31 protein-coding genes are annotated in these 26,827 nt (G+C 60.2%); 13 read left to right on the top strand and 18 right to left on the bottom strand.

All coding sequences use genetic code 11. From position 1 onward, the window contains the following. Positions 1-36: 36 nt before the first annotated feature. From N2601_RS03415 to N2601_RS03405, 3 genes are all read left to right on the top strand, one after another. Positions 37-2,232 (top strand): transglycosylase domain-containing protein, encoded by a 2,196-nt coding sequence (locus N2601_RS03415; RefSeq protein WP_104822442.1) that lies wholly within the window; start codon positions 37-39, stop codon positions 2,230-2,232. Positions 2,233-2,393: 161 nt separating this feature from the next. Beyond that, positions 2,394-2,981: a DUF1214 domain-containing protein gene (locus N2601_RS03410; RefSeq protein WP_104822441.1), complete on the top strand. Its 588-nt coding sequence runs from the start codon at positions 2,394-2,396 to the stop codon at positions 2,979-2,981. Beyond that, positions 2,974-3,522 carry a DUF1254 domain-containing protein gene (locus N2601_RS03405; RefSeq protein ID WP_260303426.1) on the top strand — a complete coding sequence of 183 codons (549 nt, stop codon included), beginning with the start codon at positions 2,974-2,976 and terminating at the stop codon, positions 3,520-3,522. Before N2601_RS03410 ends, N2601_RS03405 begins: the two co-directional genes overlap by 8 nt. Before the next feature lie 137 nt (positions 3,523-3,659). On the opposite strand, the gene N2601_RS03400 is transcribed toward N2601_RS03405, so the two are convergent. Further along, on the bottom strand, positions 3,660-3,827 hold the full coding sequence (locus N2601_RS03400) for a hypothetical protein (RefSeq protein ID WP_166656783.1): 168 nt from the start codon (positions 3,825-3,827) through the stop codon (positions 3,660-3,662). 537 nt (positions 3,828-4,364) lie between these two features. On the opposite strand from N2601_RS03400, the gene N2601_RS03395 reads away from it, so the two are divergent. The 3 genes from N2601_RS03395 to N2601_RS03385 all read left to right on the top strand — a co-directional run bounded on the left by N2601_RS03395 (position 4,365) and on the right by N2601_RS03385 (position 6,633). Next, on the top strand, positions 4,365-4,571 hold the full coding sequence (locus N2601_RS03395) for a hypothetical protein (RefSeq protein ID WP_104822439.1): 207 nt from the start codon (positions 4,365-4,367) through the stop codon (positions 4,569-4,571). Positions 4,572-4,993: 422 nt separating this feature from the next. Continuing rightward, positions 4,994-6,025 carry a DUF2336 domain-containing protein gene (locus N2601_RS03390; protein ID WP_199773528.1) on the top strand — a complete coding sequence of 344 codons (1,032 nt, stop codon included), beginning with the start codon at positions 4,994-4,996 and terminating at the stop codon, positions 6,023-6,025. A 113-nt stretch (positions 6,026-6,138) separates the two neighbouring features. Continuing rightward, on the top strand, positions 6,139-6,633 hold the full coding sequence (locus tag N2601_RS03385; protein ID WP_260303424.1) for a GFA family protein: 495 nt from the start codon (positions 6,139-6,141) through the stop codon (positions 6,631-6,633). A 22-nt stretch (positions 6,634-6,655) separates the two neighbouring features. On the opposite strand, the gene N2601_RS03380 is transcribed toward N2601_RS03385, so the two are convergent. Genes N2601_RS03380 through N2601_RS03370 form a run of 3 tightly spaced genes read right to left on the bottom strand, consistent with a single transcriptional unit; the run spans position 6,656 to position 9,623 of the window. Then, positions 6,656-7,012: a DUF1491 family protein gene (locus tag N2601_RS03380; protein ID WP_104822436.1), complete on the bottom strand. Its 357-nt coding sequence runs from the start codon at positions 7,010-7,012 to the stop codon at positions 6,656-6,658. A 48-nt stretch (positions 7,013-7,060) separates the two neighbouring features. After that, positions 7,061-8,098, bottom strand: a complete 1,038-nt coding sequence (locus tag N2601_RS03375; protein ID WP_104822435.1) for a peptidoglycan-binding domain-containing protein — start codon at positions 8,096-8,098, stop codon at positions 7,061-7,063. After that, complete coding sequence (locus N2601_RS03370) at positions 8,070-9,623, bottom strand: sensor histidine kinase (RefSeq protein WP_104822434.1); 1,554 nt, start codon at positions 9,621-9,623, stop codon at positions 8,070-8,072. Before N2601_RS03370 ends, N2601_RS03375 begins: the two co-directional genes overlap by 29 nt. 451 nt (positions 9,624-10,074) lie before the next feature. Between N2601_RS03370 and N2601_RS03365 the strand changes: the two genes are divergently transcribed. Continuing rightward, positions 10,075-10,551: a DUF5330 domain-containing protein gene (locus N2601_RS03365; protein ID WP_104825029.1), complete on the top strand. Its 477-nt coding sequence runs from the start codon at positions 10,075-10,077 to the stop codon at positions 10,549-10,551. A gap of 133 nt (positions 10,552-10,684) precedes the next feature. Next, positions 10,685-11,107, top strand: a complete 423-nt coding sequence (locus N2601_RS03360; RefSeq protein ID WP_104822433.1) for a SufE family protein — start codon at positions 10,685-10,687, stop codon at positions 11,105-11,107. Positions 11,108-11,182: 75 nt separating this feature from the next. Here the strand turns inward: N2601_RS03360 and N2601_RS03355 are convergent, their stop codons facing one another. From N2601_RS03355 to N2601_RS03320, 8 genes are all read right to left on the bottom strand, one after another. Continuing rightward, entirely contained in the window at positions 11,183-11,614 is a 432-nt protein-coding gene (locus N2601_RS03355) for a MucR family transcriptional regulator (RefSeq protein ID WP_104822432.1), read from the bottom strand. A 525-nt stretch (positions 11,615-12,139) separates the two neighbouring features. Next, on the bottom strand, positions 12,140-12,502 hold the full coding sequence (mnhG, locus tag N2601_RS03350; RefSeq protein WP_104822431.1) for a monovalent cation/H(+) antiporter subunit G: 363 nt from the start codon (positions 12,500-12,502) through the stop codon (positions 12,140-12,142). Then, positions 12,502-12,870 (bottom strand): cation:proton antiporter, encoded by a 369-nt coding sequence (locus N2601_RS03345; RefSeq protein WP_104822430.1) that lies wholly within the window; start codon positions 12,868-12,870, stop codon positions 12,502-12,504. The genes mnhG and N2601_RS03345 overlap by 1 nt, the downstream gene beginning before the upstream one ends. Further along, positions 12,867-13,340, bottom strand: coding sequence for a Na+/H+ antiporter subunit E (locus tag N2601_RS03340; protein WP_104822429.1), 474 nt, complete (start codon positions 13,338-13,340; stop codon positions 12,867-12,869). The genes N2601_RS03345 and N2601_RS03340 overlap by 4 nt, the downstream gene beginning before the upstream one ends. Next, positions 13,337-14,902 carry a Na+/H+ antiporter subunit D gene (locus tag N2601_RS03335; protein ID WP_104822428.1) on the bottom strand — a complete coding sequence of 522 codons (1,566 nt, stop codon included), beginning with the start codon at positions 14,900-14,902 and terminating at the stop codon, positions 13,337-13,339. The genes N2601_RS03340 and N2601_RS03335 overlap by 4 nt, the downstream gene beginning before the upstream one ends. 4 nt (positions 14,903-14,906) lie before the next feature. Beyond that, positions 14,907-15,284 (bottom strand): Na+/H+ antiporter subunit C, encoded by a 378-nt coding sequence (locus N2601_RS03330; RefSeq protein WP_104822427.1) that lies wholly within the window; start codon positions 15,282-15,284, stop codon positions 14,907-14,909. Beyond that, on the bottom strand, positions 15,284-15,703 hold the full coding sequence (locus tag N2601_RS03325) for a Na(+)/H(+) antiporter subunit B (RefSeq protein WP_104822426.1): 420 nt from the start codon (positions 15,701-15,703) through the stop codon (positions 15,284-15,286). The genes N2601_RS03330 and N2601_RS03325 overlap by 1 nt, the downstream gene beginning before the upstream one ends. Continuing rightward, positions 15,700-18,075, bottom strand: coding sequence for a putative monovalent cation/H+ antiporter subunit A (locus N2601_RS03320; RefSeq protein WP_104822425.1), 2,376 nt, complete (start codon positions 18,073-18,075; stop codon positions 15,700-15,702). Before N2601_RS03320 ends, N2601_RS03325 begins: the two co-directional genes overlap by 4 nt. Positions 18,076-18,301: 226 nt before the next feature. Here N2601_RS03320 and msrB point away from each other — a divergent pair, with 226 nt between their 5' ends. Further along, positions 18,302-18,715, top strand: coding sequence for a peptide-methionine (R)-S-oxide reductase MsrB (msrB, locus tag N2601_RS03315; protein WP_104825028.1), 414 nt, complete (start codon positions 18,302-18,304; stop codon positions 18,713-18,715). Between the two features lie 8 nt (positions 18,716-18,723). On the opposite strand, the gene N2601_RS03310 is transcribed toward msrB, so the two are convergent. The 4 genes from N2601_RS03310 to N2601_RS03295 all read right to left on the bottom strand — a co-directional run bounded on the left by N2601_RS03310 (position 18,724) and on the right by N2601_RS03295 (position 20,986). Beyond that, a complete protein-coding gene (locus tag N2601_RS03310) occupies positions 18,724-19,083 on the bottom strand; it encodes an FAD-dependent oxidoreductase (protein WP_104822424.1) in 360 nt (119 codons plus the stop codon). Beyond that, complete coding sequence (locus tag N2601_RS03305; RefSeq protein ID WP_104822423.1) at positions 19,061-19,807, bottom strand: NAD(P)/FAD-dependent oxidoreductase; 747 nt, start codon at positions 19,805-19,807, stop codon at positions 19,061-19,063. The genes N2601_RS03310 and N2601_RS03305 overlap by 23 nt, the downstream gene beginning before the upstream one ends. Positions 19,808-19,943: 136 nt before the next feature. After that, entirely contained in the window at positions 19,944-20,375 is a 432-nt protein-coding gene (locus N2601_RS03300; protein ID WP_104822422.1) for a YybH family protein, read from the bottom strand. A gap of 104 nt (positions 20,376-20,479) precedes the next feature. Next, positions 20,480-20,986 (bottom strand): GNAT family N-acetyltransferase, encoded by a 507-nt coding sequence (locus N2601_RS03295; protein ID WP_104822421.1) that lies wholly within the window; start codon positions 20,984-20,986, stop codon positions 20,480-20,482. A gap of 205 nt (positions 20,987-21,191) precedes the next feature. Here N2601_RS03295 and N2601_RS03290 point away from each other — a divergent pair, with 205 nt between their 5' ends. Then, on the top strand, positions 21,192-21,698 hold the full coding sequence (locus N2601_RS03290; RefSeq protein WP_245463937.1) for a hypothetical protein: 507 nt from the start codon (positions 21,192-21,194) through the stop codon (positions 21,696-21,698). Here N2601_RS03290 and trhA read toward each other — a convergent pair. After that, positions 21,681-22,349: a PAQR family membrane homeostasis protein TrhA gene (gene trhA, locus N2601_RS03285; protein WP_104822420.1), complete on the bottom strand. Its 669-nt coding sequence runs from the start codon at positions 22,347-22,349 to the stop codon at positions 21,681-21,683. The two genes, N2601_RS03290 and trhA, sit on opposite strands and share 18 nt — an antisense overlap. A 325-nt stretch (positions 22,350-22,674) precedes the next feature. Between trhA and N2601_RS03280 the strand changes: the two genes are divergently transcribed. Beyond that, on the top strand, positions 22,675-23,541 hold the full coding sequence (locus N2601_RS03280) for a VOC family protein (protein WP_104822419.1): 867 nt from the start codon (positions 22,675-22,677) through the stop codon (positions 23,539-23,541). A 103-nt stretch (positions 23,542-23,644) separates the two neighbouring features. Continuing rightward, positions 23,645-24,814, top strand: a complete 1,170-nt coding sequence (locus tag N2601_RS03275) for an AI-2E family transporter (protein WP_104822418.1) — start codon at positions 23,645-23,647, stop codon at positions 24,812-24,814. Between the two features lie 35 nt (positions 24,815-24,849). Here the strand turns inward: N2601_RS03275 and N2601_RS03270 are convergent, their stop codons facing one another. Next, positions 24,850-25,641 (bottom strand): polysaccharide deacetylase family protein, encoded by a 792-nt coding sequence (locus tag N2601_RS03270; RefSeq protein ID WP_104825027.1) that lies wholly within the window; start codon positions 25,639-25,641, stop codon positions 24,850-24,852. Between the two features lie 272 nt (positions 25,642-25,913). Here N2601_RS03270 and N2601_RS03265 point away from each other — a divergent pair, with 272 nt between their 5' ends. Then, positions 25,914-26,825 (top strand): DnaJ C-terminal domain-containing protein, encoded by a 912-nt coding sequence (locus N2601_RS03265; RefSeq protein WP_104822417.1) that lies wholly within the window; start codon positions 25,914-25,916, stop codon positions 26,823-26,825. Positions 26,826-26,827 lie beyond the last annotated feature (2 nt).

Genomic DNA, 26,827 nt, shown 5'->3' with positions numbered 1-26,827 from the left:
AATACGCACTGAGGCATTGTGGTCGGGAAGTAGAGCGTGGAAGACCCATCCAACCCAGAAAACGGGCCTGAGACCAAGCCCGATGCACAGCCGGAGGGCCAAGCGGAGCAGCGGCCACGCCGGAAGCGGCATTTTTTCCTGCGTATCGATTCATGGATCGACTCTACCCTGTGGAATGCCGGATTCCGCCTCGCCGAACTCTGGGAAGATGTTACCATTTTCTTCCGCCGTTTTCGCGCCCGCGGCTGGAAACGCATCCTGTTCGAACTGCTTGGCGAAGGGCTGACGCTCGGCACCGCCGGTTCCATCGTCATGCTGATGCTCGCCATGCCGGCCTTCGAAGCCACGCAAGGAGACTGGCGCAACCGCGGCAACTTCGCCGTCACCTTCCTCGATCGTTACGGCAGCGTCATCGGTCATCGCGGCATCATTCATGAGAATTCCGTGCCGGTGGACCAGTTGCCGGACTATTTCATCAAGGCGGTATTGGCGACGGAGGATCGTCGCTTCTTCGACCATTTCGGCATTGATGTCTTCGGCCTGTTCCGGGCGCTGACCGTCAATGCGCAGGCTGGCGGCGTCGTCCAAGGTGGCTCGACGCTGACGCAACAGCTTGCCAAGAATATCTTCCTCAGTAACGAGCGCTCGATAGACCGCAAGATCAAGGAAGCCTTCCTGGCGATCTGGCTGGAGGCCAATCTTTCCAAGAAGGAGATCTTGAGCCTCTATCTCGATCGCACCTATATGGGCGGCGGAACCTTCGGTGCTGCCGCGGCGGCGCAGTTCTATTTCGGCAAGAGCATCAGCGACGTCAACCTGGCCGAGGCGGCGATGCTTGCGGGTCTATTCAAGGCGCCGGCGAAATATGCGCCGCATGTGAACTTGCCGGCAGCGCGCGCCCGCGCCAACGATGTCCTCACCAACCTCGTGCAAAGCGGTCTAATGACCGAAGGGCAAGTCATTGCCGCCAGGCGCAATCCCGCCTCGGTCGTCGATCGCGCCCAGATCGAATCACCGGATTTCTTCCTCGATTGGGCCTTCGACGAGGTGCAGCGACTGGCTGTCCACTTCCCCGAGCGTTCGCTGATCGTCCGCACGACGATCGACATGGGCCTGCAGAAGGCAGCGGAGGATTCCATCGAGTCCAGCCTGATGGAATATGGCGAACGCTATCACGCCTCGCAGGGTGCGAGCGTCATGATCGAAAACGGCGGGGCGGTACGCGCCATGGTGGGCGGCCGGGATTACGGCGAAAGCCAGTTCAACCGCGCCACCAAAGCCCTGCGTCAGCCAGGCTCGTCCTTTAAGATCTACACTTATTCCGTTGCCATGGAGAACGGCATGACGCCGACGTCGACCATCGTCGACGCGCCGATCAGTTGGGGCAATTGGAGCCCGCACAATTATGAAAACCGCTATGAAGGCAAGGTGACACTGACGCAGGCGATCGCGCAGTCCATCAACACCATTCCAGTTCGTCTCGCCAAGGAGAAATTCGGCATCCAGCCGATCCGCGACATGGCCAAGGCCTTGGGTGTGGAGACGCCGATCCGCAACGACAAGACCATTCCGATCGGCACGTCGGAAGTGACCGTACTCGACCAGGCGACGGCCTATTCGGTTTTCCCGGCGGACGGCATGCAGTCACGCCGGCACGGCATTGCGCAAATCATGGGCTATGACGGCAAGGTGCTCTACGATTTCGCGCGTGACGAGCCGCCGGCCAAACGCGTGCTTTCCGAAAAAGCCAATTCCTACATGAACCAGATGCTGACCCAGATCCCGATCATCGGCACCGGGCGCAAGGCAGCGCTCGACCACGGCATCCTCGTCGGCGGCAAGACGGGTACGACGCAGGCCTATCGCGATGCCTGGTTCATCGGCTTCACCGGCAACTACACCTGCGCCGTCTGGTTCGGCAACGACGACTACACCTCGACCAACAACATGACGGGCGGCACGCTGCCGGCCATGACCTTCAAGAAGATCATGGACTATGCCCACCAGGGCATCGTGCTGAAGCCAATCCCCGGCATCGACAATCCCTTCCCGGTGCAAAAGCCGCAGACCGTGGCTGCCAAGAAAGCCCAGGCGCCCGATGACAACGCCCTGCCCCCGCTCGTTCGGCCGCGCTCGCTGTCGGTGGATTCCACGAAAATCCTGCGCGATATCGGCGAGAAGCTGAAGGCGGCAGCGCCACTCGCCGCACAGAAAATGGCAGCGGCGGAGTAAAATCAGGCTGCCCGCGGCTTCATGCTTGCCAACCCCGAACCGACCTGTTGCCGCCGCTTCTTTTGGTGAGGCAAGATCGGCAAGCAGCTGCCCGCACTTCCCCCACCCCTTCGAATCAGGGATAAATCAGGCCTCTAGTTGGTCACGAGGACGATCTTAGAGTGTTCCGGGTTCCCCTTCTTGTTGCGCTTTCGCTGATAATCGCCTTTGGCGGGGGGATTCTATTCACGCTTTTTGCGCTGGATGCGACCTCCGGTTTCGGCGCAATCAAGCTCGGCACCTGGCAGGCATTTCCGGAAATGCACACGGTCGACGCCGATCCTTACGCGAAATCGCATCGCGCCCGTGCGGGACGATTGCTCTATGGCACGGCGGAGGGGCTGACGTTCACCGCCTCCGATGACGATACCGGCGCGCGGCTGACGGCGGGCTGCAGCTATCGCATCAGCGGCCAGACGCCGCCGGCGCGGCTATGGACGCTGTTCATCGCGGGCAATGACGGCGAGCCGCTTGGCGGATCTCCTGGCCGGCCGTCTGCGCTCAATTCCTGGATTATACTGCGCAATCCGGATTCGAGCTTCACCATTACCGTTTCGCCGGACGCACAGGCGGGCAATTGGCTGGCGCTGCCCGCTTCCGGCAACTTCCGCCTGGTGTGGACGCTGCTGGATTCGCCTGCGGCAGGCAATTCCGGCCTTATCGATCTGTCCATGCCGAAGCTCGAGAAAATCAGGTGCGGTCATGTTTAGGGTCGTCTTCGCCATTCTGACTGGCCTGCTTGGCGCCACGCTCCTGCATGTCATCATCATCCTCTCCCTGCCGCATTTTTCCGATCGCGACGCCTATACCCGTGTCGAGGATGAGGGCGATGAAAACCACTTCTATACGCTGGACGACAAGGATGACGATTCAGGGCTTTCCAATAGCGACCCCTACATTCGTACGGCCGTTTGTGCCTTCGACATCGGAACTCAGCCAATCCGGCTGACGGCCAAGGGAAAGGTGCCGTTCTGGTCGCTGTCCGTTTATGACGCCGCATCGAACGAGGTCTTCAGCATGAGCGACCGCACTTCGGTCGGCGGCGTGCTGGATTTGCTGCTTGCCTCGCCGATCCAGCTCACGGGGATCCGCAAGGCATTGCCGCCGTCGCTCGCACAATCGATCCTGGTCGAAGCGCCGCGCGCGCAGGGCTATGTCGTGCTGCGCACAATGGCGCCACAAGCAAGCTTTGACGCCGCCGCACGGAACTTCCTCTCGGAAGCCGGCTGCGACGTGTTTGATGGACGGTAAGATCTAATCGCGAAGCTGGATGCCGTTTCAGTTAAGAACCGGCGAGTGGATTGCATCCGTATCGTGGCTCACGGGCCACGATATCGAAGTCGCCCCGAAGGGGTCGTGCCGGCGCATCTCGCCGGCATAGTGCCGAACTACTTGCCCTTCGCCCGCTTTGGTCCCGTTCCGGGACGATGGGAGCTGACGTCGAGGCGCTCGTAGCGGACGCCGGTGAACAGAAGAATCTTCGCCTCCACCGGCTCCTTCTGAGCCCGCAGCGGCAACCGCGATCTTCGATCCAAAAGGGATATGATCTCTGCCATTCTCGTCTCCATTTACGGCCCGAGACGGATGAACTTGCGATTAATTTCATCCTGCCCGCTATTCCCAAGCGGGCTGGCGCTCCCCAAAATCTTCGCCGCCTCCTGCGGCTCTGACAACAGGGCATTCACGCCATTCTCACGGCATTCCCCAGACACCGTGACATGGACGCCCAACTGTGGCGGCCATGCGAATAATCATGCGACTAAACTCTGCAAATCGCCGTTATCACCCGAATTGAGACATACTGTAGTTAACAGAATGCTAATCATTGCCGCGGCTTGCTTTGGCACTCCCTCGGCTTTCGCGGCGCCGTGATCTTCTAACGCTGGGAGGGCGGATTTGGTTTCATATGCGATGTAAAAATCTCTAGAATCATTTGAGCAGTAAAATATTGTGAAATCATGCTCTTAGGTAAAAAATATCTTTTATTCGCGGTAGCCGGTCAGATGCGAGCGTTGCAGAAAAGTGTCATGCAAATATTATTTGCGGCAACGAAAATTTGACGTATTGTAAAGGGGGCAACCTGAGGGCGGGCAATGTCAGCGACGACCAATTCGTTCTTCTCCCCGGAGGACATTATCGTGCTGCGCGGCGCGTTGGATAAATGGTGCCTGGAGAAGCGGATAGATATCAAAAGCGCCGAGGCCCAGTTCGCGGCAACGGCGGCGCTCGGCCTGTTTCAATCCGGCTATAATACCTCCGAAAGACTACTGGCCGCCTTGCGGGAGCATAAGACGCTCTGAGCCCTTGATGCTGCGAGCTTCTCCCGGGCAACTTTCCCAAGCGGGCAGGTTAATCCCCGAAACCCTTATAAGTTGAACACGCTAGTCAGTGCGTCACGGCGAGATAGCTTTCGTAAAGGTTGAGCGCCCGCTGACGCAGCCGATCAGGCCAAAATTCGACTTCCATCCCCACGCAAGCTTAACGCGCAATTTTTATTTGGATTTTAATAAAGTTTTCACGAACCATTAACCCTGCGCCCCTTACTCTTCCGAAAAAGCCAGATCAGGACGACCGTGTCCACGCCCGTTTCGATAGCCATCGCCGATAGCGCCCGCAAAAACCAAAGCGCGATCCGGCTCGGCCAGAGAAAAACACAGCGGCGCGCAGGTTTGCCGATCCGGCTCCCGTCTTTTTTGTTTTGCGTATCAGTATGGGTGTTGGCGTGCGTGACCGGTTTCGAGACCTCGAAGAGCCTGCGACAGTCCGCAAGAAAGATGTGGTCCTGATGGCGACGGTGACCAGTTTCGAAGGTTTGAATCATCCATCGAAATCGGAGCTTCGCCAGTTTGCCGAGCTCTTTACTCCCCTCTTCCAGGCCTCATCCGACGAAGCGAAACGCCAGGCCGTCGCCGCACTCTCCCAATGCCCAACCGTGCCGCCGGCCGTCTCCCTTTTCATCGGCTGTCAGCCGATCGCCATCGCCGCCCCTTTTCTGGCGAGTTCGCAAGCGATCGACGACGATACGCTGATCACCATCGCCCGCACGCAGGGCGCCGCGCATGCGAAAGCGATCGTCCGCCGACCCTCACTATCGCCGAAAGTCATCGACGCCCTTGTCAGCCTGCATCAGGCCGAGCCGGAACGCGGCATGACAATATCGGCGACCCCGCCGGCCGCTCCTGCTCCGGCCTTAGTGCCGGAACCGAGCGCTGCGGGCATTGAGGCCGAGCGCCTTGCCCGTGAGGAAGCCCTGCGGCAGAAGATCAAGCAGGTCGCCCGCCATCTCGGCCGTGACGATAGGGATCGTCTGGGCCTGCGCAGCCTTTCCGATGTGCAGGAAGCATTGCTGGTGCGTTTCGCCCGCGAGCGCGAGGCGCAGCAATTTGCCGCCACGCTTGCCGACGCACTTTCCTCGAGCCGTTGGCTTGCCGAGCGCATCATGATCGACACGTCCGGCCAGCAACTGGCAGTGACGCTGACGAGCCTCGGCATGGGCTTTGCCGACGCCGTCTATGCGCTGGAGCGCTTCTATCCGCATCTGGCCGAACAGCATGGCAGCGTCAGCCGCGCCTGGCTGGTGCTCGACAGCATCGATGCAGAGGAAAGTCAGGCCCGTGTAGAAGCTTGGCGCCGCGCCGACCGGTACACTTATCTGCCGCCCGAACAGAAGCCTGCGGTCCGCCCGGGCACGCCGCTTTTCGGCCCTAAGGCGAGTCCGATCCGCGAATTGCGTGTCGTCAGCCGCTCGCGTTGATTTAGCCCGTAAGTTCTTCGCGTGTCGCCTCCAGCTATTGCATGGTAGGATCGCGGGCCTGCCGACCTCCACACGCGGACAGCGACATGAACCATGATGCGACTGCCCATCCGTTGACCGGTGGCTGCCAATGCGGCGCCATTCGCTTTGCCTGCGACCTGCCTCCTCAAAACGTGCATGTGTGCCATTGCCGAATGTGCCAGAAAGCGGTCGGCGGGCCGTTTGCGGTCATCTGCCCTGTCATGAAGAGCGCGTTTCGAGTGACGCGGGGCGCGTTTTCCTGGTTTCAGAGTTCTGCCCTGGCGCGACGCGGTTTTTGCAAGGATTGCGGCACGCCGATGATTTTTGAATATCCGAAGTTCGAAGACATAGGCATTCTTGCGGGAACCTTCGACCAGCCCGATCAGGTGCCGCCGGTTGTTCAATACGGCAATGAAAGCAGGGTTTCCTGGTATGGCAGCCTGCATGAGCTCCCGGGAAATCATCCGACCTATGCGGTTGATCCGAACGGATACCTGCCCCGCATCATCGCGTCGAACCGGCAGCACCCCGACCATGACACCAGCCGGTGGCCACCGGAAGTAGACTCAGAAGACTGCCTGCCCTGATGCCGATAGAGCTATTTCTCTGTCACAGAGGATTGCTGCGTTGCTCGACCAACGGCACGATATCGGCAATATCGTCGGTCTCCAGCTCGATGATCCAGAGATCGGGGTCGAATTTCAGCTCACGATCAAGCGTCTGCCTGACATCTTCGGGTTCCCTGCGATCCAAACGGATTTCGAACAGGCGCGTCCCGCTTTCCTCTTCATCGAAGAAGCTTTGCGGAGCTGGAGCATAAAGCGTTTCCAGTCCATCGCGAAAACGCTGGCGGATGAAGATCGCTCCCGCCTCCTCCGCCCCCTTATGTTCCACAGCGGCAAAATCGCCGCGGGCAAAAAGACGGCGGGTCAGGGCGGATACGAAGATGTCGCTGCGCAATCTCATGGCTGAGCTATACCGGCCGGTTGGGCGCGAAGCAATCAAGGGGGAAGATTAAAGCGCGCCGATGTCCTGCAGTTTCTTCAAGACCGCCATGTCGGGCTCGCCGGTTTCCGGCAGCCGGTAGTGCTTCTGAAACCGGCGGATGGCGGCCTTGGTCTGTTCGCCGGCTACGCCGTCGACGCTGACATTGGTATAGGCGATGTTGCTCAGGCCCTTCTGGATCTGCATCACCATGTTGACGGTGTTGACGACGTCGCTTGGCCCGCTCCGGGGGGCGGCGCTCGTCTTGATATCCTTCTCCGCGCTCTGAATGGCGGCGGCGATGGGATCGATGGTGGAAGCGTTGGCCGAGACATTGATGGGCCGCTCCGACGGGACGGCCGCAACGCTCGTCTTGGAGCTGGCGTGGGTGCCGGGATCATTGGCCTTCAGCGCGGCCAGCAGTTCCGGAGTTGCGACCCCAGTCTGCGCCAGGCCGGACGCTTCCTGGAAGAACAGGATAGCGGCTGTCGTGCGCGAGCCGATGACACCGTCTGCGGTGCCGTCATAGAGGCCGCGGTGGATCAGTTCGCTCTGCACGTCGGCAACCAGCTTCGATGGTGTCGTGGTCGCCGCTGCCGGCGTTTGCGTCGCCGGCAGGCTGGCGGTCCGAACCTGTGGGGAAGGTGCTGCGGCATTCGCCATTGTGTCCTGCCGCTCGATGCGGAACGTGGTGACGTTGCCGGTATCGGTCTGCTGCGCATGCAGGAAGGGCTTGCGGCCGGGGATCTGATAGGGAGAGTTGGGATCCCGCGTGCGCAGCAGTGGCGACGGGTGTGCGCCCGACTGATACCAGAGCGCATTGGCCGTCACGAAACCAAAGACCGCGAAGAAGATTGCGACTCCGGCGGCGGCGGCCGGATGCCGGCCGACAACGCCGCCGCATAAAGCGGCCAAGGCACCGACGCCACGCACACCGAGGCCGCCCAGCGCGCCGGCACCGCGCAGGCCGAGGCTGCCGACGGCAACCGCCCCCCGGGAAGCAAAGCCGGGCTGCTTTCGCCTGGCCCTGCCCTTTCCCTTAGGCGATTTTCGCTTTTGCGGGGCCATTCACCTCTTCCTCTTTTCGCTTCTCGTTCATCTCCAGACTATGTTTCAGACGTGGCGGAAAATCGACCGTGCGACCGACATCCACAGCCGGCTGCACCGCTACAGCGCCGGAACCGTCAAACGGGATAAGGATCGTGATGACCGTGCCCTCACCTGGCGCACTGGCAATGGCGAAGCTGCCACCATGCAGCGCCACCAGGCCCTTGACCAGCGACAGGCCCAGCCCGGTGCCGGCATAGCGGCGGGTATAATCATTCTGGATCTGCACGAAAGGCTGGCCCAGCGAAGCGAGACGCTCGCTGGCGATGCCGATGCCGGTGTCGCTTACCGACAACTTCAGCATTCCGTCGGTCATGGCCGCATCGATGGTGACGGCGCCGCCCGCATCGGTGAACTTGATGGCATTGCCGACGAGATTGATGAGTATCTGCTGGATGGCGCGCTGGTCGGCGACGATATCGCCGAGGCCCCGCTGCACCCGGCTCGTCAATGTCAGCCCCTTCTCCTTGGCCTGCAGAGCCAGCATGGCCTCGCAAGCACCGATGGAGGCTTCGATGGGGAAAGGCTCGAGCAGAAGTTCGTAGCGGCCCGCCTCGATCTTGCTCATGTCGAGCATGGTGTTGACGACGGAGAGCAGATGCGCGCCGGACTGGCGGATCAGGCCGACATATTCGCGCTGGCGGTTGTTCTCGAGCTTGCCGAAATATTCGCCGCTGAGGATATCGGAAAAGCCGAGGATGGCGTTGAGCGGCGTGCGCAGCTCGTGGCTGACCGCGGCGAGGAAGCGCGACTTGGCGTCATTGGCGGATTCCGCCTCCGCCGCCTTGCGTGCGGCCTGGTCGCGAAGCTGCTGATCGTAGGAAATATCACGCGACTGGCTGACGATCCCGGTCAACCGGCCCTCGCCGTCGCGTCGCGCAGTCATTTCCATGCGGATATAGACGAACTGGTCGTTGCCCTCGACAACGGCCGAACGTTCCAGGCGCAAATCGACGCCGAGGGCTTCACGGCCCTGGCGAAGCCTGTCGACCGCCTGCAGAAAGAGGATGCGGTCGGAGACATGCACCTGTTCGACAAAGCCGCGACCGGAGGGGTCGCGCATCCAGTTCAGGAATTCGGCGCGATCGCGGCCGCCGACAGCGGTAACGCTGCCCTGCGGATCGAACAGGAGAACAAGACCGCTAGCCGCTTCCAGCATCAGATCGCGATGCTCGACGACGACGGCTTCGACCGGCCCGGAGGCGGGACGCTGGCGCGACAGAGCAATACTGCCGACGGCGGAAAACAGAAAACCGGCGCAGACGGTGGCAACGCCGACCGGGAGCGCCACGGCGGGACTGGTGATGAAGGAGAGCACTGTGGGAACGACGAAAAGAGCTGCAGAGGAGGCGAGCGCGAGCCGGCGCAGGATCGCCAGTTCCTGTTCACGGACTTCACCATTCCCGCTTGTCCGGGAGAGCCAGCTTCCGCCTGCCCGGTCCACGAGGGCTCCAGCCCTGCCAGCAATGTTACTCAATACGCGCACACCAAAACCCGCACAAACGGTCAGTTATTCAACCGCACAATAGGCCTTCGCGACTTAAGGAAAGAATAAAGAACGGGCGCGTGGATCGGTCGAAAAAGCTCGAAAATCTCGTTTTGGCGCACATGGCGAGACCTTTGGTTTTTGTGGTTAACAGCGGGTAAGCAGCGGATTTTATTTAGATTTCCGTCACACGTTAACCTTTGCGCCGACGTCGACGCCCGCAAGCCCCGGGATATCAGGCAGATCGGCCGAGACATACTTAACAGCAATCGCTACAATTCGACACAAATGAGCTTGAAATGCCAATTGCTACAATTTGAATCAAATTTGCCGAAAATGCATCCAAGTTTTGAAAAGGGGTGTTGTCCTCTGTCGGATAGGGTCTGAGCAACATCAGATAAACGACTTCGATCGGCGATAAGACCGAACGAAATAAAGGATGGGCAAGGCAATGTGGTTTCTCATTAGAGCGGGGTTCTGGTTTTCACTGGTTCTCATGTTCCTGCCGATCTTCGCCAAGCCTGACGGCGCTCCGCGGTCGGCCGACGAACCGAAGGTACAGGTTTCCGATGCGCTGTCGGCCGCGAGTGGCGTCATGCAATATGTCGGCGCCATGTGCGCGGAAAAACCCGATGTCTGCCAGAAAGGCGGCGAGACGCTGACCGCGCTCGGCTATCAGGCCCGTGACGGTGCCCGCGTCGCTTACGATCTTCTGGGTCAGCACTTCAAGGACGATAAGTCCGGCGAGCAGGCGGCCGCCAACCAGGCTGTGACTGCCCCCGTCGTCAACCGTGAGCTGGTCGCCGCCGAGGCACAGCCGATGCCCGCCAAGCGCCCGATCAACGTCGAGACGGCCGACGCGGTCGTTACCGGCACTGTCAAGCTGCCCTCTTATATTCCGGTGCCGCTGCCGAAGCCGCGAACCTGATCTCCGTTTCCATCGATGCCTCCCCCTTATGCGCCGTGAGCTTGCCATCGCTCGCGGCGTTCTTTTTTGTCATGGGTTCAAATCATCGACCTTTTCACCTATATCCAAGCAAGTGGATAATTGGACCGGCTTGATGGCGACGCTTGAACAGATCATAGAGGATTTCACCTTCCTGGACGACTGGGAGGACCGTTATCGCTATGTGATCGAGCTCGGCAAAGCGCTGCCGGATTTGCCGGAAGAGAAGCGGACGCTGGAAAACAAGGTGCAGGGCTGCGCCAGCCAGGTCTGGCTGGTAACGCACACAGCGGGCGATCTGGAAAATCCGGTCCTGACCTTCGAAGGTGATTCGGATGCGCATATCGTGCGCGGGCTGGTGGCGATCGTGCTCGCCACTTATTCCGGTAAACCGGCCTCCGAGATCGCCGCGCTCGATGCTCTCGACGTCTTCGGCAAGATCGGCCTGGTCGAACACCTTTCCTCGCAGCGCGCCAACGGATTGCGCTCGATGATCAAGCGTATCCGCGAAGAGGCGATAGTACGCGCCGCCGCATAGAATCTGCCACGCTGGTGAAACGACAAAACCCGGCTCGAAAGCCGGGTTTTTTGATGGTGTCGTCGATTTGGGAATTTAGCGGCTACCGCGCTTGCGGCGCTGGCCAAGGCCCATCTCCTTCGCGAGACGCGAACGAGCTTCGGCATAGGCGGGCGCAACCATCGGGTAGTCGGCCGCCAAATCCCACTTCTCACGATATTCTTCAGGCGAAAGACTGTGATGGGTCATCAGGTGGCGCTTCAACGACTTGAAGCTGCCGCCGCATTCCAGGCAGGTGATCTGATCGTCCTGTACCGATTTACGAACGGATACGGCCGGCTTCTGCTTTTCAACCACGGTAACGGCGGGGGCCGGAGCCGAGGTGTTGCTCAAGGCGGAATGTACGTCGGAAATCAGATTCGGAAGGTCGCTGACCGGGACTACATGATTGCTGACATACGCCGCCACGATGTCGGCGGTTAGCTCAACCAGCAAATCCTGGCCATTGCCAAGGGCCGTATCTGTCATTTTGTTCTCCTGTTCATCGGCTTGCCTACTGCGCTACGCCTCCAACGGAACACGTAAAACACAGCATTACTTTAGACGTTGCGCATAATCATTTCGATTTTCGAAATGTATGAGCTGGACATACCGCGAACGGCATTGCCCGTATTCGTAGCAGCAATCAGCAAAAAAACGGGGCATTTCATGCCAAATTGCCCGCAATACGAAATCCACCCCTAGACTTCGTGCAACGAAACCCGTTTTTATACCGCCTGACGATAGAATCAGTGATGACGGAGGTAGGTCCGTCAATCCTTAACCGGAAGAAAGTTTTGCCCGCCGTTGTTTGAAAGAAAGATCAAAGCATCGGGCACTTAAAGCCGGTTGAGACTAACTCAACATCAGAACTCTACTTGAATCTGGATTACCACTCTTTCTCCAAATGTCCAGTTTTTAATTCTATCATTTCTTTGCAAATTTCTCATCTATTAAAAATAGGTAACTAACGACGAGAATTTGTATTCACTTTTCTGGCAATCCAAGCGTTTGTTAGCTTTTCATTTTGTAAGAACGCCCCTCTACTCGGCCTTTCGAAAGATCATCGCGCACCGACGGTGGCATCAGCCGGTGGCCCGCCTTGTGAGCGGCACGGGCGAGAAGATGGGCAGAAATCGGCGCAGTCAAGATGAAGAACACGAAACCGGCCAGTGCCCGCGCCAATATCGGCAGATCCTGCGAGTGAAAACCGACTGCAAGTAGCAACAGGCCGGAACCAACCGTGCCAGCCTTCGAAGCGGCGTGCATACGGCTATAGAGATCCGGCAGGCGGACGATACCGATCGACGCGACCAGCGAAAACAATGCGCCCGCCAGGAGCAGGAAGGCGACAACGATGGCGGCGACCAATTCCATTACCGCTTTCCCTTCTTGCGACGGCCATTCTTGCGAACCGGCTTCCTCGCGGCCGCAATCGGCGCCAATGGTTGCCGTTCGGCTTGCGTCGATGCACTGTGGGTCAGGATGAACCGGGCAAAGGCGACGGTAGCGAGGAAGCCGACAAGTCCGAGAGAGATGGCGATGTCGATATAGAGTGTGAAGCCCGTCTTGATGGCGATGACGGCAATGAAGCCGATGGCGACGGCCACCAGCATATCGAGCGCCAGCACCCGATCGGGCAAAGTCGGACCGATTACCACGCGAAAGACGGTGAACAGGAAGGCCAGGCTGAGAATAACAAGCGACACCATGGCGGCGGCGGACACGATGGAAGCTGCGATCATCGGAAAGCCTCCATGATTCGGCGCTCGAAGCCATCGGCTATGCCGCGCTTCAACATTTCGGGGTCGGAGCAGTCGAGCGCATGCACATAGAGAGTCTTGCGGTCGTCGGAAACGTCGACGGAGAGCGTACCGGGCGTCAACGTGATGAGATTAGCGAGCAGGGTGATCTCGAAATCGCGGTCGACAGTCAGCGGAAAAGCGAAGATGCCGGGCTTCACATCCATTTTGGGGCTCATGACGGTTACCGCAACGGCCCATGCGGATTTGGCGAGTTCACGCAGGAACAGCAGCAACAGCGCCAGAATCCGCCTGAGGCGCTCGAGATAGAGGACGCCGCCATGGGATTCCCGAATCATTGCCAGGGCGAGTGCCGAGAGGACAAAACCAAGGACAAGATTGAGGAAGGAGGCGCTGCCGGTGATGGCGACCCAGACAATGGCGAGCAGCAGGTTGAAGACGAGCAGGATCATTGTGCGCCTCCAGCCCCCGCAAAGACGGAGTGCAGATAGGCGGAAGGATCTTCGAGACCGCCGGCGGCAAGCTGCGTCAGATGCAGCAACCGCTCGGGAAACAGACCAAACCCTATGACCAAGGCTGCGAGGGCGACCAGCGGCAAGCCGGCCTGCCAGGCGATCGGCTGCGGCACAGCAGCATCCTGCGCCGATCTTGGACGCCAATAGGCGAGGAGAAAGACGCGGCCGAAGACGATGGTGGTGAGAAAGCCCGTCAACAGGATCGCTGCCGCGATCCACCAGGCGCCCGCATCGAGCGCCGCCTTCACCAAGACGACCTTGGGCCAGAAGCCCGAAAATGGCGGCAGGCCGCAAGCGGCGAAAAACAGCACCAGTGACAGACCTGCGAACCAGCCGCTTTGCCGGTAAAGCCCGCCGAGGGTAGCAAGCGAAAAGCTGCCGCCGAGCCGGGCCGCTTGGCCTGCCAGCAGATAGAGCGCCGTCATCAGCACCATCGAATGCAGTGCATAGAAGATCGCCCCGCTGAGGCCGCTGGCGCTGCCAATCGCGACGCCGGCCAGCATCGTGCCGATGCCGGAAATGACGACATAGCCGAACAGGCGGCGGATATCGCTTTCGCCGAGCGCGCCGAGTACGCCGGTCAGCATCGTCGCAATGGCAATGACCGTGGTGACCGGGCCGAGCCCAGCGCGTTCGACCGGCAGCAGCATGACCAGCACCCTGATCAGCGCATAGATGCCGACCTTGGTGAGCAGGCCGGCGAAAAGCGCCGAGACGGTGATGCGTGGCGTATGATAGGACGCGGGCAGCCAGAAATTGACCGGGAAGGCCGCGGCCTTCATGCCGAAAGCGAGGAGAAAGAGGCCGGCGAGCGTCATCAGCGGCGCCTCGTTGCCGGGCGCCCTCGCCTTCATCGCGATATCGGCCATGTTGAGCGTGCCGAAGATGGCGTAGACATAGCCGACGGACACGAGAAACAGCGTGGTGGCGATGAGGTTCAGCACCGCATATTTCAAAGCGCCATCGATCTGCTCACGCTCCGAGCCGAGGATCAGCAGGCCGAAAGAGGAAATCAGCAGTACTTCGAACCAGACGTAGAGATTGAAGACGTCGCCGGTCAGAAATGCCCCGCTCACGCCCGCAAGCAGCAGCATGAGGAACGGAAAGAAGCCGTAGCGGCGGCCGCTGACCGTAATCTCGCCGAGCGCATAAAGGCTCGCTGCAAGCACCACGACCGCCGCCGCCAGCGCCATCACCGCGCCGAGAAGATCGACGCTGAAGGCAATGCCGAAAGGCGGCAGCCAGCGGCCCATGACCATGGTCACTGGCCCTTCGTTAGCGACCCTATAAAGCAGAGCCGCGTCGATCAGCACCAGCAGTACCAGGCCGGGAATGGCGATCCAGCCGTGCATGGCAGTGCGGTCGCGAAACATCATCAAAATCGCGCCGAGGCCAATACACAGGGCCACCGGCAGGATCACCAGCCAATGACCGGCCTGCACTGGCACCGACACCAGCGCAGCGGAAAAATCGACAGCGATGCTGGTCGGGGCCGCCATGCTGCTAATACCCCAGGGGCGGCAGCGGCCGCTTTTTCGGTTCTGCCACACGCATCTCGCCGGTATTGTCGGTCTTCAGGTCCTGATAGGCCCGATAGGTCAGCACCAGCAGGAAGGCGAGGAAAGAGAACGATATGACGATTGCCGTCAGGATCAGGGCCTGCGGCAGCGGGTTGGCGGCATCCGCATTGAGCGTGTCAGCGCCCGACGGGATGATCGGCGGCACTTCGCGCGTTACCCGGCCGGCGGTGAAAAGCAGCAGGTTGACGGCGTTTCCGAGGATGGCGATGCCGAGCATGATGCGGATCGAAAACTTCGACAGCATCAGATAGATCGCAGCGGCGAAGAACAGGCCGACGAGCATTGCGAAGACCACCTCCATCACTCCGCCTCCCGCTCTTCGAGCGCCAGCGCGATCGAGGTGATGGCGCCGACGACGACCAGATAGACGCCGGCATCGAACAGCATGACGCTCGAGAGCGGCACCTCGACGCCAAAGAGATGCGGATAGATCCAGAGCCCGGTCATGAAAGGCACGCGAGAGAAGACCGACAGCAACCCGGCAACCGTCGAGGCCAGCAGGCCGAAACTGGCAATCGTCAACGGATGGAAGATAATGGCCCGGCGCACCGCCGTCACACCGCAGGCAATGCCATAAATCGCCAGCGCGGAGGCCGCGATCAATCCGCCGATGAAGCCTCCGCCGGGCTCATTGTGGCCGCGCAGCAGCACGAAGACGGAGAAGAGCAGCATCAAAGCGGTCAGGAAAGGCGCGGCGGTACGGAAGATGACGGTGTTCATGGACGCTCGGCCTCCATTACCTCTTCCACGTCGGGGTCGTTGGCCGCAAGCTTGCGCTCACCGCCGGCGCGGATGCGGATCAGCGCCAGGATGGCGAGGCCAGTGATGGTGACGACGGCGATTTCGCCGAGCGTATCCGTGCCGCGGAAATCGACGATGATCACGTTGACGACATTGGCACCATGGGCGATCAGCTTTGAATAATGATTGAAAAACGCCGTCAGCGTCAGGTCGAAAGGCGTTTGCGTGGCCTTCAAGAGCAGCAATCCGAAACCGAGGCCACAGGCGATGGCAAGCGCCGCATGCAAGAGCCTCTGCAACGGCGGACGGCGATCGGCGGGCGACAGGCGCAGTCGCGTCATTACCAGCGCCAGGATGACGACGGAGAGCGTCTCGACCATGAACTGCGTGAAAGACAGATCCGGCGCGCCGAAGAGCAGGAAGATGACGGCGACGGCAAAACCCTGAATGCCGAGCGAAACGATCGCCGTCAGCCGGTCGCGCGCCGAGACGACGGCCGCAAGACCAATGACGGCGATGAGGAAAATCGCCGCCTCATGCCACTGCATGTCGGGCCATGAGGGGACGACCGGCAACTCGCCATGGAGCACCGGCGGCACCAGCAGCATTGCGGCAAGGCAAAGGAAGGTGACGGTGACGTAGATCTCCAGCCGGCCCGGCTGCAGAAAGCGGGAGACGGCATGCGACAGGCGCACCAGCCCCGAGATGAGGGCATCGAAGCCGCGATCGGGTCCCGGCCCGAGTTTGCGCAGCACCACCGCCATCAGGAAGCGGGCGCGATCGAGCTTCCAATAGATGAAGGCACCGATCAGCACGGTCAGAGCGGACAGGGCCAAGGGTGCACCAAAATGCGGAGCGAGCGAGACCGATATCTCCATTGCCTTGCCACCGACGGCACTTGCCATCGGCGAGGAGATGTAGACGTGCCAAAAGCCGGAGACCATGGCTGCGGCTAGTCCGAGAACGGCAAGGACAAACGGGCCAAGCAGGAGCAGCGGCGGCGCCTCGTGCGGATGTTTCGGCGTTTCGACCCGCGCGCCGATAAACGGCTTCAGCGCCACGGCGAAGGCGATAGAGAACATTAGCGCGTTACCGACAATCGCAACGACTGCCAGAAGGATCGGCCAGGGGAAAACTTGGGCCAACGCGGCATAGATCTCCTCCTTAGCCAGAAAGCCGAAGGCGGGCGGCAGGCCGCCCATGGAAAATGCAGCCGCCAGCGCCACCGCAAAGGTCAACGGCATGGCGTTGCGCAAACCGCCGAGATGGGTAATGTCGCGCGTGCCCGTCTCGTGATCGACGATGCCGGCGACCATGAAGAGCGCGCCTTTAAACAGCGAATGCGCCACCAGATAGAGCGCGGCCGCCTCGACGGCATAATCGGAACCGAAACCGGTGAGCAATACCAGCAAGCCGAGAGAAGAGACCGTCGTATAGGCGAGCTTCAGCTTCAAATCGGTCTGGCGGATGGCGAGCAGCGTTCCCACCAGCAGGGTCATGCCACCGAAAACCGGCAGGATCGTCTCCCAGGCTGTTGTGTCACCCATTACGGGGTTGAGTCGCATCACGAGGTAGACACCGGCCTTCACCATCGTTGCAGAATGCAGATAGGCAGACACCGGCGTCGGCGCCTCCATGGCGTTCGGCAGCCAGAAATGGAAGGGGAATTGCGCGGATTTCGTAAAGGCGCCGCCGAGTACTAAGATCAGCGCCGCAAGATAAAGCGGGCTTTCGCGCAGCATCCCACCGGTCTTCAACAGGCCGGACATGTCCGCTGCACCGGTGATCTGCCAGATCAACAACAGGCCCGCGAGCAGCAGAAGCCCTCCCCCGCCGGTGACCACCAGCGCCTGCAAGGCAGCCCGCCGCGCAGCCTCGCGCTGATGATCGAAGCCGATCAGCAGGAAGGAGGTGATCGAGGTCAGCTCCCAGAAAACGAACAGCGTCAGGAAACTGTCCGACACGACGAGGCCAAGCATCGAACCCATGAACAGGAAGATAAAGGAGAAGAAGCGGCCTTGATCTTCGTGTCCTTTCAGGTAGCCGCCGGAATAAAGCACGATCAGTGTGCCGATGCCGGTGATAAGCAGCGCGAATGTCAGCGAAAGGCCGTCGAGCAGCCAGGAAAAGCGCAAGCCGAGGCTCGGCACCCACTCGAAGCCGTCCTGGATATTCTGGCCGGCGGCGATAGCGGGAAGAAAACCCGCGAAATGCAGAAAGGCGAGTGCGGGGAAAAGCGCCAGCGGCCAGGCCGCGTTGTGGCCGAGATAGCGGACGGCAGCAGGCGCAATGATCGCACCGAGAAAGGGCAGACACAAAGCCAGGAATGTCAGGCCGGTGACACTGGCCATGTCTTCTCCCTGCTGAACGATCGCGGAGTCCGGCAAAGCCGAAAGTCTTCATTGGGATAGGCTAAAGGCTGGATTGCCTCAAGCCCCGCGCGAGAAAAACCGAGGGGTAAACCACTGGAATCGGCTTCGGCATCATGGCTGAATAGTTGAAGACGGGACGGGCTGCACCACATTGCGACAACGGGGCTCGCCTAATAGATTGGGTGATGGGAAAGGGATGACACTCATGTCTGCTACGATGACAGGGCCTAAAATCGAGAAGACCGATGCCGAATGGCGGGAACAACTGACGCCGGAGCAATATCGCATCACCCGGCAGCATGGCACCGAGCGCGCCTTTACGGGACCCTACTGGGACTCATTCGAAACCGGCCTCTACCGCTGCGTCTGCTGCAACGCACCACTTTTCCGCTCGGACACGAAATTCGATGCCGGCTGCGGCTGGCCGAGCTATTTCGAAACGGTTTCGCCGGAGGCGGTGAAGGAATATCGCGACGAGTCCTATGGCATGGTGCGCACGGAAATCCGCTGCGGCGCCTGCGAAGCCCATCTCGGGCATGTCTTCCCCGACGGCCCGCCACCCACCGGACTGCGCTATTGCATCAACGGTCACGCCATGGTGTTCGAGGCAGGGAAATAGGCGGCACGTTAGCTGCCGTGAAAAACGCCCGCGCTAAATCCCGGTACAAGCGTCGATCGCTGTCCCTCAACGATCTCTTCCATCGTCAACCGGCCGAGCAAGGGCGCCAGGATGACGCCGGGATGGGCGACAGCGACATAGGCGCCATCGACGCCCGGCAAGAAGCCGAGCCTCGGAAACCCATCGGCGAAGACCGGGCGGTAGCCAACGGCTGCCTGCCGCAGTTCGACACCATCGGGCAGAGCGAGCTTTCGTCTCATCACGTCGAGCACCCGATGTCCGATCGCCAGCGGCGCCTCCTCTTCGGCGCCGCTCCTGCAGCTTGCGGCGGAGACCAGCGAATGGTCAGGCCGCTGACGAATTTCCAAACCCGGCCCGCGAAGAAATACGATTGAGGAAGCGCCGGTCAGCGGAAAATTGCATCAGCACGGCGGGCGAGCTTTCGACGCCGATCGCCAGTCCCAAGGGCGAAATCAGCGCATCGACCGATGTGCCGGCAGCCAGCACGACGACATCCGCCGAAACGACCTGCCCTGCCGTCCGAACACCGGTGATCCGGCTGTCAGATGTTTCGAGCGCGACGATCCTCTGATCGAAATCCGCCTTAGCGCCGAAAGCGATCGCGGCGTCTACAAATGTCCGCGCGAGCTGTGCCGGATCCAGCGCGAGATCGTCGGGAGAAAAGGCGGCGCATTCCGGCACCTCGCGAAGCTCCGGCTCCCACCAGGCGATCGTCTTGGCATCCACCAGTTCAACCGTTGCACCCGCAGCCTTATGCTCCCGTACCAACGCCTCCGTCTCCGCCGCCGTCCGATGCCAAATCAGAGAACCCGTCCGCGCATGCTGCAGGGCCTTCGGAAGGGCGGCCTTCAAACGTTGATATTCAGTGATCGCCTCGCGCCAGATGCGATAATTCGCGTAATTTGCCGTCGGGTCGCCATTGATGAGGTTGACCCAGCCGAAGGCCTTGCCGGTGACGCCCGCGGCTGGTGCCGGGCCCTCGTCAAACAAATGCACTCGCGCCCCGCGGCGTGCCAGGTGATAGGCTATGGATGCCCCAACAATCCCTGCGCCGACGACGGCTATCTGCATTTTCGGAGGATGCAACGAAGGATACCCGCGATGAAAATCACGATTCAGATCTGCCGTTGCTTGGATAGCGTCAAGCTATGACGCGGGAATGACTGCGAGCTAGGCGTGGCCGTCCCAGCCGGGTCCGGCAACCCTTTTACTCTCTGACTAGGGATGCCGGCGGGCGGGCTGAGGTTATCGGATCGGCGTGACGAAGGACGATCCTCCACGCGCCTTCTTCCCGCCGGAATATGGTGGTGACCCGAAGCGCGATCGGTACCAGTTTGTCGCCACCACCGACTTTGGATCGGAACCGCTCGACCTCAATGATGTACCCCAAGTCCGCAGTCGCGTACTCGGAGATGCGCTCAAAGCCGGTGGCCTCGCCGTCCCGATAATTGGTTGCAGCCCGTTCCATGGTCGCGGCGGCTTTTTCCCACCCCTTCGCCGGCGGCCCGAACGGATTAGCGATAATGACGTCATCCCGTCGCGAGTAGAGATATTTCAGAGGCTCAGGATCGCCCTTCACGAAAGCATCTAAAGCCAGATGATCCTGCTCGATAAAATTCGTTAAGTCAGAGGCCAACATCTTAGCGCCCTCAGATGATCGGAAAGAGAACTTTATCCGAAAAGTCGGCCCTCCGCTCGCGCTGTCTCACTTCCCGGTCTGCCAGCCGTTAATGAGTTCACGCCCTAGACCGTTATGCGCAGCTCCATGCAGGTCAGATCCAGCCAGCGGCCGAACTTGGTGCCGACTTCTGAAAACTGACCGACGATGCGGAAGCCGAGTTTTTCATGCAGGCGGATGGAGGTGGTATTGCCGGTTTCGATGGCGGCGATCATGACGTGGATATTGCCTTCGGCGGCACGGGCGACGAGTTCGCGCAGCAAACCCTCGCCGATACCGAGGCCGCGATGATCCTTGTCGACATAAACGGAATTTTCGACCGTATGCCGGTAACCGTCGAAGGCACGCCAATCGCCGTAGGAGGCATAGCCGGCGACGTTCCCGTCCTTCTCGGCGACAATGACCGGAAAGCCCCTCGCCTTGCGCGCTTTGAGCCATTCAATACGGTTATCGACGTCGACCAACGTGTCGTTCCAGATCGCGGTCGTGTGCAGGACCGCGTGGTTGTAGATCTCGCAAATCGCGGGCAGATCAGCCTCGGTGGCGTCGCGAAGCAGCACGGCTTGGTCCATAGTCGAATTGTCCAATCGTTTAAGGCATCGATGGCGGCATACTCCGCGATATTGACGAAGTAAATCCGCCATTCCTGCATGGCTCGCAATGAAACCGTAACGAATTGAAGCTATTTTCTGATCATTCTTAGAATCACTATGGAATTTCTGCTGAAAAATGCGCTATTCATAGCTGGTTTGCAGATCCCGCCTCCCGGAAACCGCAATGCTCGCGCGCCTGACCGCCCTCCTTTTCTTTTCTGCTGTGCCGGCACTGGCTGCCGACTGGTGGTCCTATGACAATGCGCGGTTTGGCTATGAAATCGAACTACCCTCGGAATTCCGCCTTTCGACCCGTTCGGACAATGGCGACGGACTGACCTTGACGCCGTCCGATCAGTCGGCACGGCTGCTTGTTTTCGGCACCAATATCCTCGATGGCGACTTTTCGGCGGAAGCGAATGTCCGCGTCGCAATCGCCAAGGACGAAGGCTGGCAGATTTCCTATTCGAAATCGACCTCGCGCGGCATCAGCTTCTCGGGTACGAGGCAGGGCCGCATCGTCTATGTGCGCGGCGTAGCACTCTGCAATGGCGGCGCCGCCTTCTTCCAGATGGATTATCCCAAGACGGACATGCAGCGCTTCGACGCCATCGTCATGCGCCTGGTGCGCAGCCTGCAGCCGACGAGGAAATGCACGCCGACGACGCAGATCTCAAGAGTTTTCCGGTGACAGGCTGAAACAGGTCAGGACCGCCGAATAATGCACTGCGGTGGCGGCGAGCACGAAGCCATGCCAGATGGCGTTCTGAAAGCGCAACTTCTCCCAGACATGGAAAATTACGCCTAGCGAATAGATGACGCCGCCGATGACGATCAGTAGCATCGACGCGTAGGGTATATGCATGGAAACGGACCTTGCCACCAGCACACCGCTCCAGCCCATGGCGAGATAAAGCAGGATCGCCAGCCGGTCATACCGCCCCGGGAAAACGCATTTCAGCGCGATGCCGAAGCCGGCAAAAATCCAGATGGCAATCAGCATGGCAAACAACAGCGGATCCTCGGCGCCGCGCTCCAGGAACGGCGTATAGGTGGCGGCGATCAAGACGAAGATGGCCGAGTGATCGAAACGCCGCAGGACCCACTTCGTCTGCGACACCGGCCACAGATTGTAGGTAAAGGACATGGCCAACGTCAGAACGAGGCCGACGCCATAGATCCAAGCGGCGGCGATCTCGCGATAGGAGCTCCACACCGTCGCATAGAAGATCAACACGGTCGCGCCGATCAAAGCAAAGACGACGCCAATCCCGTTGACGATGCTGTCAACGATCACTTCATATCGGTCATAGGCCCAACGAATGCCTTTGATTTCGGGCATGCATGCGTGTTCCAATTGCTCGACGTCGCCTTTGATCGTTGCACCTCAAGGGGTTGGAGACAAGCGGGTGAAACGGACATATAAGTAAATCTTGGTAAATGGCGGGTGAGCTGATCGCGCGGCTGTCAACAACCAGCGAACGCTCAATCTGCAATTTCGGGCCTTCTGTGAACAATCGGAATCGGCCATATCTAGGTCAAGTACAGCGGGCTTGAATTCTGAAGAGGCACATCAACCGGCGAAAGCTCTCAAGCCCTGCTATTGGCGACGTCTTCTCCGCCGCGCCGGTTGCTCTCTTGCAGAATATTGAGGTTGGAACACTCGCATGACCGAAACTGCCCTTTCCTATGCGCTTACGCGTCCCGCCTATGTCGGCCAGTCGCACCTGATCGTCACCGATCTGGCGGTGGTGTCGCGCTTCTACCAGCAGATGCTTGGCCTCAGGGTCATTGAAAAGACGGCCAGCGGCGAGGTGTTGGGCGTTGCCGGCCAGCCGCTTTTGGTTCTGACAACGGATCGTGCGGCCAAACGAGCGCCGCAAACCGCCGCGGGCTTGTTCCACACCGCCTTTCTGATGCCCGATCGCATCGAGCTTGCTCGCTGGCTACGGCACGCCGCACATAATGGCGTAGGTCTCGAAGGCGCGTCCGACCACATCGTCAGCGAGGCGATCTATCTTTCCGACCCCGAGGGCAACGGCATCGAGATCTATGCGGACCGGCCGCACGAACAGTGGAAATTCCACAGCGATGGCACGGTCGAGATGGCGACGCTCAGGCTCGATTTGCAGAAGCTTTACGAAAGCGCGCCGCAGGATCGCTGGGATGGCATGGCCGAGGGTTCGGCGATCGGCCATATCCATTTGCAGGTCGGCGACGTTGCGGAGGCGAATGCCTTTTACCGCGATGTGCTGGGCATGAACGTCATGGCGGCGCGCTATCCCGGCGCGACCTTCCTCGCAACCGGCGGCTATCACCACCATCTCGGCGCCAATACCTGGAACAGCCGCGGCGCCGGCGTCCGGTCCAAGGATATGACCGGCCTTTCCGATTACACCCTGCGTTTCAACGACAAGGACGCGCTCGACAAGGCGGTCGCCGCACTCGATGCGCATGAGATCAAGACGGAAAAACGCGACGGCGGGATTTCGCTGCGCGATCCCTGGGGCATCGGGCTCAATCTAATCGCCTGATCGCGAATCCGCTGACCCATGATGTCAAAGGCCCGCCCCGGAACCAGGGCGGGCCTTTCGCGTTTGCATACCGAAGCAATGGGGTTTCGGGGACATGTCCGGAATGGATATCGCCAACGGCATACGCAAACAGGCGCGCAGATTGGGAGCGACGAGCGAAAGGCGTTCCAGCGCCTGGGTGGATGCGTTGCGAGCGGACACCGAGCAGTTGGACAACGGCTCGTCAGCACCCGTCGAGAAGGACGCGCTGGATATTGCCTCCGCCTGGGCTCTCATCGGCATATTCCTTGTGCTGGCGCTGGCAGGCGTCTACATGATGTCGATCATCCTCATCCCTGTAACCCTGGCCGTCGTCGTCGGCATGATCCTCGGGCTGGCTGCGGAAAAGCTCAGCAAGCTCGGCGTACCGCGCGTCCTCAACGCCGTTCTGTTGTCATCGGCGGTGGCGCTGGTCATCTTCCTGATCATCAATTCACTCGCCGGGCCGATGGCGACGCTCGCCCAGGAAGGGCCTAACGTTTTCCAGCGTACCGTCGATCGGCTGATGCCCTATCTCGAACAGATCAAATGGTTGCACATCACACCGCAAACCTTTGAAAGCGGACCGATGTCCATCAATGTGCTGCTCGAAAACACCGGCAATGTGCTGCATCTTCTCGCCGCCAGCCTCACGCCCGCCATCGTCCAGGGCCTGCTCTTTTTTGCGGCGCTGCTGTTGTTCCTTGCCGGCCGCATCAGCCTGCGCAAGACGATCATCATGACCTTCTCCACCCGGGCATCACGGCTGACGGCGATCCGCATCATCAATGCGGTGGAGCAGGTGCTCGGCTTCTACTTTGCGACGGCGTCGCTGATCTATGTGGGCCTCGGCGTGGTGATGACGGTCATCGCCTATATCGGCGGCATGGGCACGCCGATCCTCTGGGGAATATTCGCCTTTCTTTCCAGCTTCGTCCCGTTCGTCGGCATCACGACGATAACGACCGCGCTGGCGATCGCCGGCATCATCACCCATGACGATATCATCTTCGGTCTCCTCCCCGCCGCCGCGTTCTTCTCCGTCCATCTCACCGTGGAAAATCTGGTTTTTCCGGCAGTGATGGGCCGACAATGGGAACTCAATCCCTTCATCGTCTTCCTTGCCATCATCTTCTGGACGTGGATGTGGGGCGCCGTCGGCGCAATGCTCGCCCTGCCGCTGTCGCTGATCGTCATGACCGTAGTCAACGAGCTGTTCTTCGAGGAAAAGGTGCAGCCGCAACTACCGCAGTGAAGGCATCAGCTATCGGCGCCGACACCGAAAACGCCTCAGTTCGTCGTGTCGTCATCACCCTGCTCGGGGATATCCTGCAGGCGGACGAACTGCACGCCCTTGGCCTTCAGCGCCAAGATGCTCGCGGCGACGCCTTCGCCGGCGGTATGGGTCGGCTGGTTGATGTGCGAGATGATGACGTCGCCATCCTTGGCGGAGGCATATTGTTTTTCCACCATCTTGGCCGGCAGCAGCGAGCCGCTGTCGCCGTTGACGGAATAGCCTGCGATGCGATAGCCCATGCCGCGAATCTGAGCGATAGCCGAGAGGCTATATTTCGCCGTCGCGCCCCGGAACCAATGCGGCTGAGGAATGCCAGCGGCCATCATGGCATCAGCGCCGCCTTTGACCTCCTGCGCGACCGCCTGCGGCGAGCCGGCAGCGGGAATGCCATAGACCGTCGTTGGGATATCGACCGCGGGAATATGGTTCTGACCGTGATCCTCAAGCTCGAAAATATCGGGATGAGCGAGGAAGACGGCAAGCGCTTCGGGATTGCTGCGCAGCCATCGAGCGGTGACGAAGATCGTCGCCGGGATATGCTGATCGACTAGTGTGCTGAGGATGCGCGGATCGGTCTTGCCCATGCAGGCATCGAAGGTCAGGGCGATGCGCGGCGCGCCCTTGCCTGCGCGGTTGACGTGTAGATGGGGCTCGACCAACTTGACGTTCGACACCGCCGCCTTCGGCGGGAGCTGCGGCCAGACAACGGGCTTTTCCGAAGGCTCGGCGGCAAAGGCGGCCGAAGCGGCGAGCACGAATGCGGACGTCAGCACAAAACGGTTCATCAGGCAGCCACCGGTTGGATCGAATGAAATGAAGTCTGTCGGAAAAGGCGCATAATTGCCATAGACTCCTTTGCCGCTGCGCCCGCCATCGTCCGGCAAGGCGACGGAAATATGGCGGCTTGCCCGCAAAGCCGCCTGTTCCCCATCACAAATGCGCCAATGGTTCATTCTGCCGGGTCGCGGCTAGAGGCGCTATCATTTATGATACGATTGATACCACGCCTGCCGATCACTATCTGCGTCTTTTCCTATGCTCCCAAAGGGAAACATCCATGAGCCGTGATCCCTATGATATTCTGGGCGTAAAACGGGACGCCCCGCAAAAAGACATTCAAAGCGCCTATCGCAAGCTTGCGAAAAAGCTACATCCCGATCTGAACCCCGGCGATAAGCAAGCCGAGGATAAATTCAAGGAAGTCTCCGCGGCTTACGGCATCCTCGGCGACGAGGACAAGCGCGCGCGCTTTGACCGCGGCGAGATCGACAATACCGGCGCGGAGCAGCCGCCACGTAGCTATTATCGCGATTACGCGACGAGCGAGGGCCAGCGCGGCCCCTATCGCAACACGGGTGGTTTCGCCGATTTCGGCGATGCCGACGATATACTTTCCAGTTTCTTCTCACGTCGCAGCCGAGGCCAATCGGGAATGCAAGGTCAGGATCGCCACTACTCCATGGAGGTCGACTTTCTCGACGCCATCAACGGCGCGAAAAAGCAGATCAGCCTGCCGGACGGACCGGCGCTCGACGTGCAGATACCGCCGGGAACCCGCGACGGGCAGACACTGCGCCTGCGCGGCAAGGGCGATCCCGGTTTTGGCGGCGGCGCCTCCGGGGATGCGCTGATCGAGGTGCATGTACGCCCGCATCGTTTCTTCGTTCGCGACGGCAACGATATCAGACTTGAATTGCCGATTTCGCTTGCGGAGGCGGTGCTTGGCGGCAAAATCCGTGTGCCCACGCCTTCCGGGCCGGTCACGGTGACCCTTCAGCCGAACTCCAACACGGGCAAGGTTCTGCGGCTGAAAGGCAAAGGTGCGCCGGTGCCTGGCAAGGAAAACGGCGACGCCTATGTTTCGTTGAAGATCGTCCTGCCGGATGCGCCGGATGCGGACCTTGCGGCCTTTGTTTCCGAATGGCAGGCCGGCAAGACGCATGATCCCAGAAAGACCATGGGAGGCTGAGC

Source organism: Rhizobium sp. CB3060 (assembly GCF_025200735.1).
In the GTDB taxonomy this organism is placed as follows: domain Bacteria; phylum Pseudomonadota; class Alphaproteobacteria; order Rhizobiales; family Rhizobiaceae; genus Rhizobium.
The sequence above is the reverse complement of the archived record's forward strand: the minus strand, read 5'-3'. Positions and strand labels throughout refer to the sequence as shown.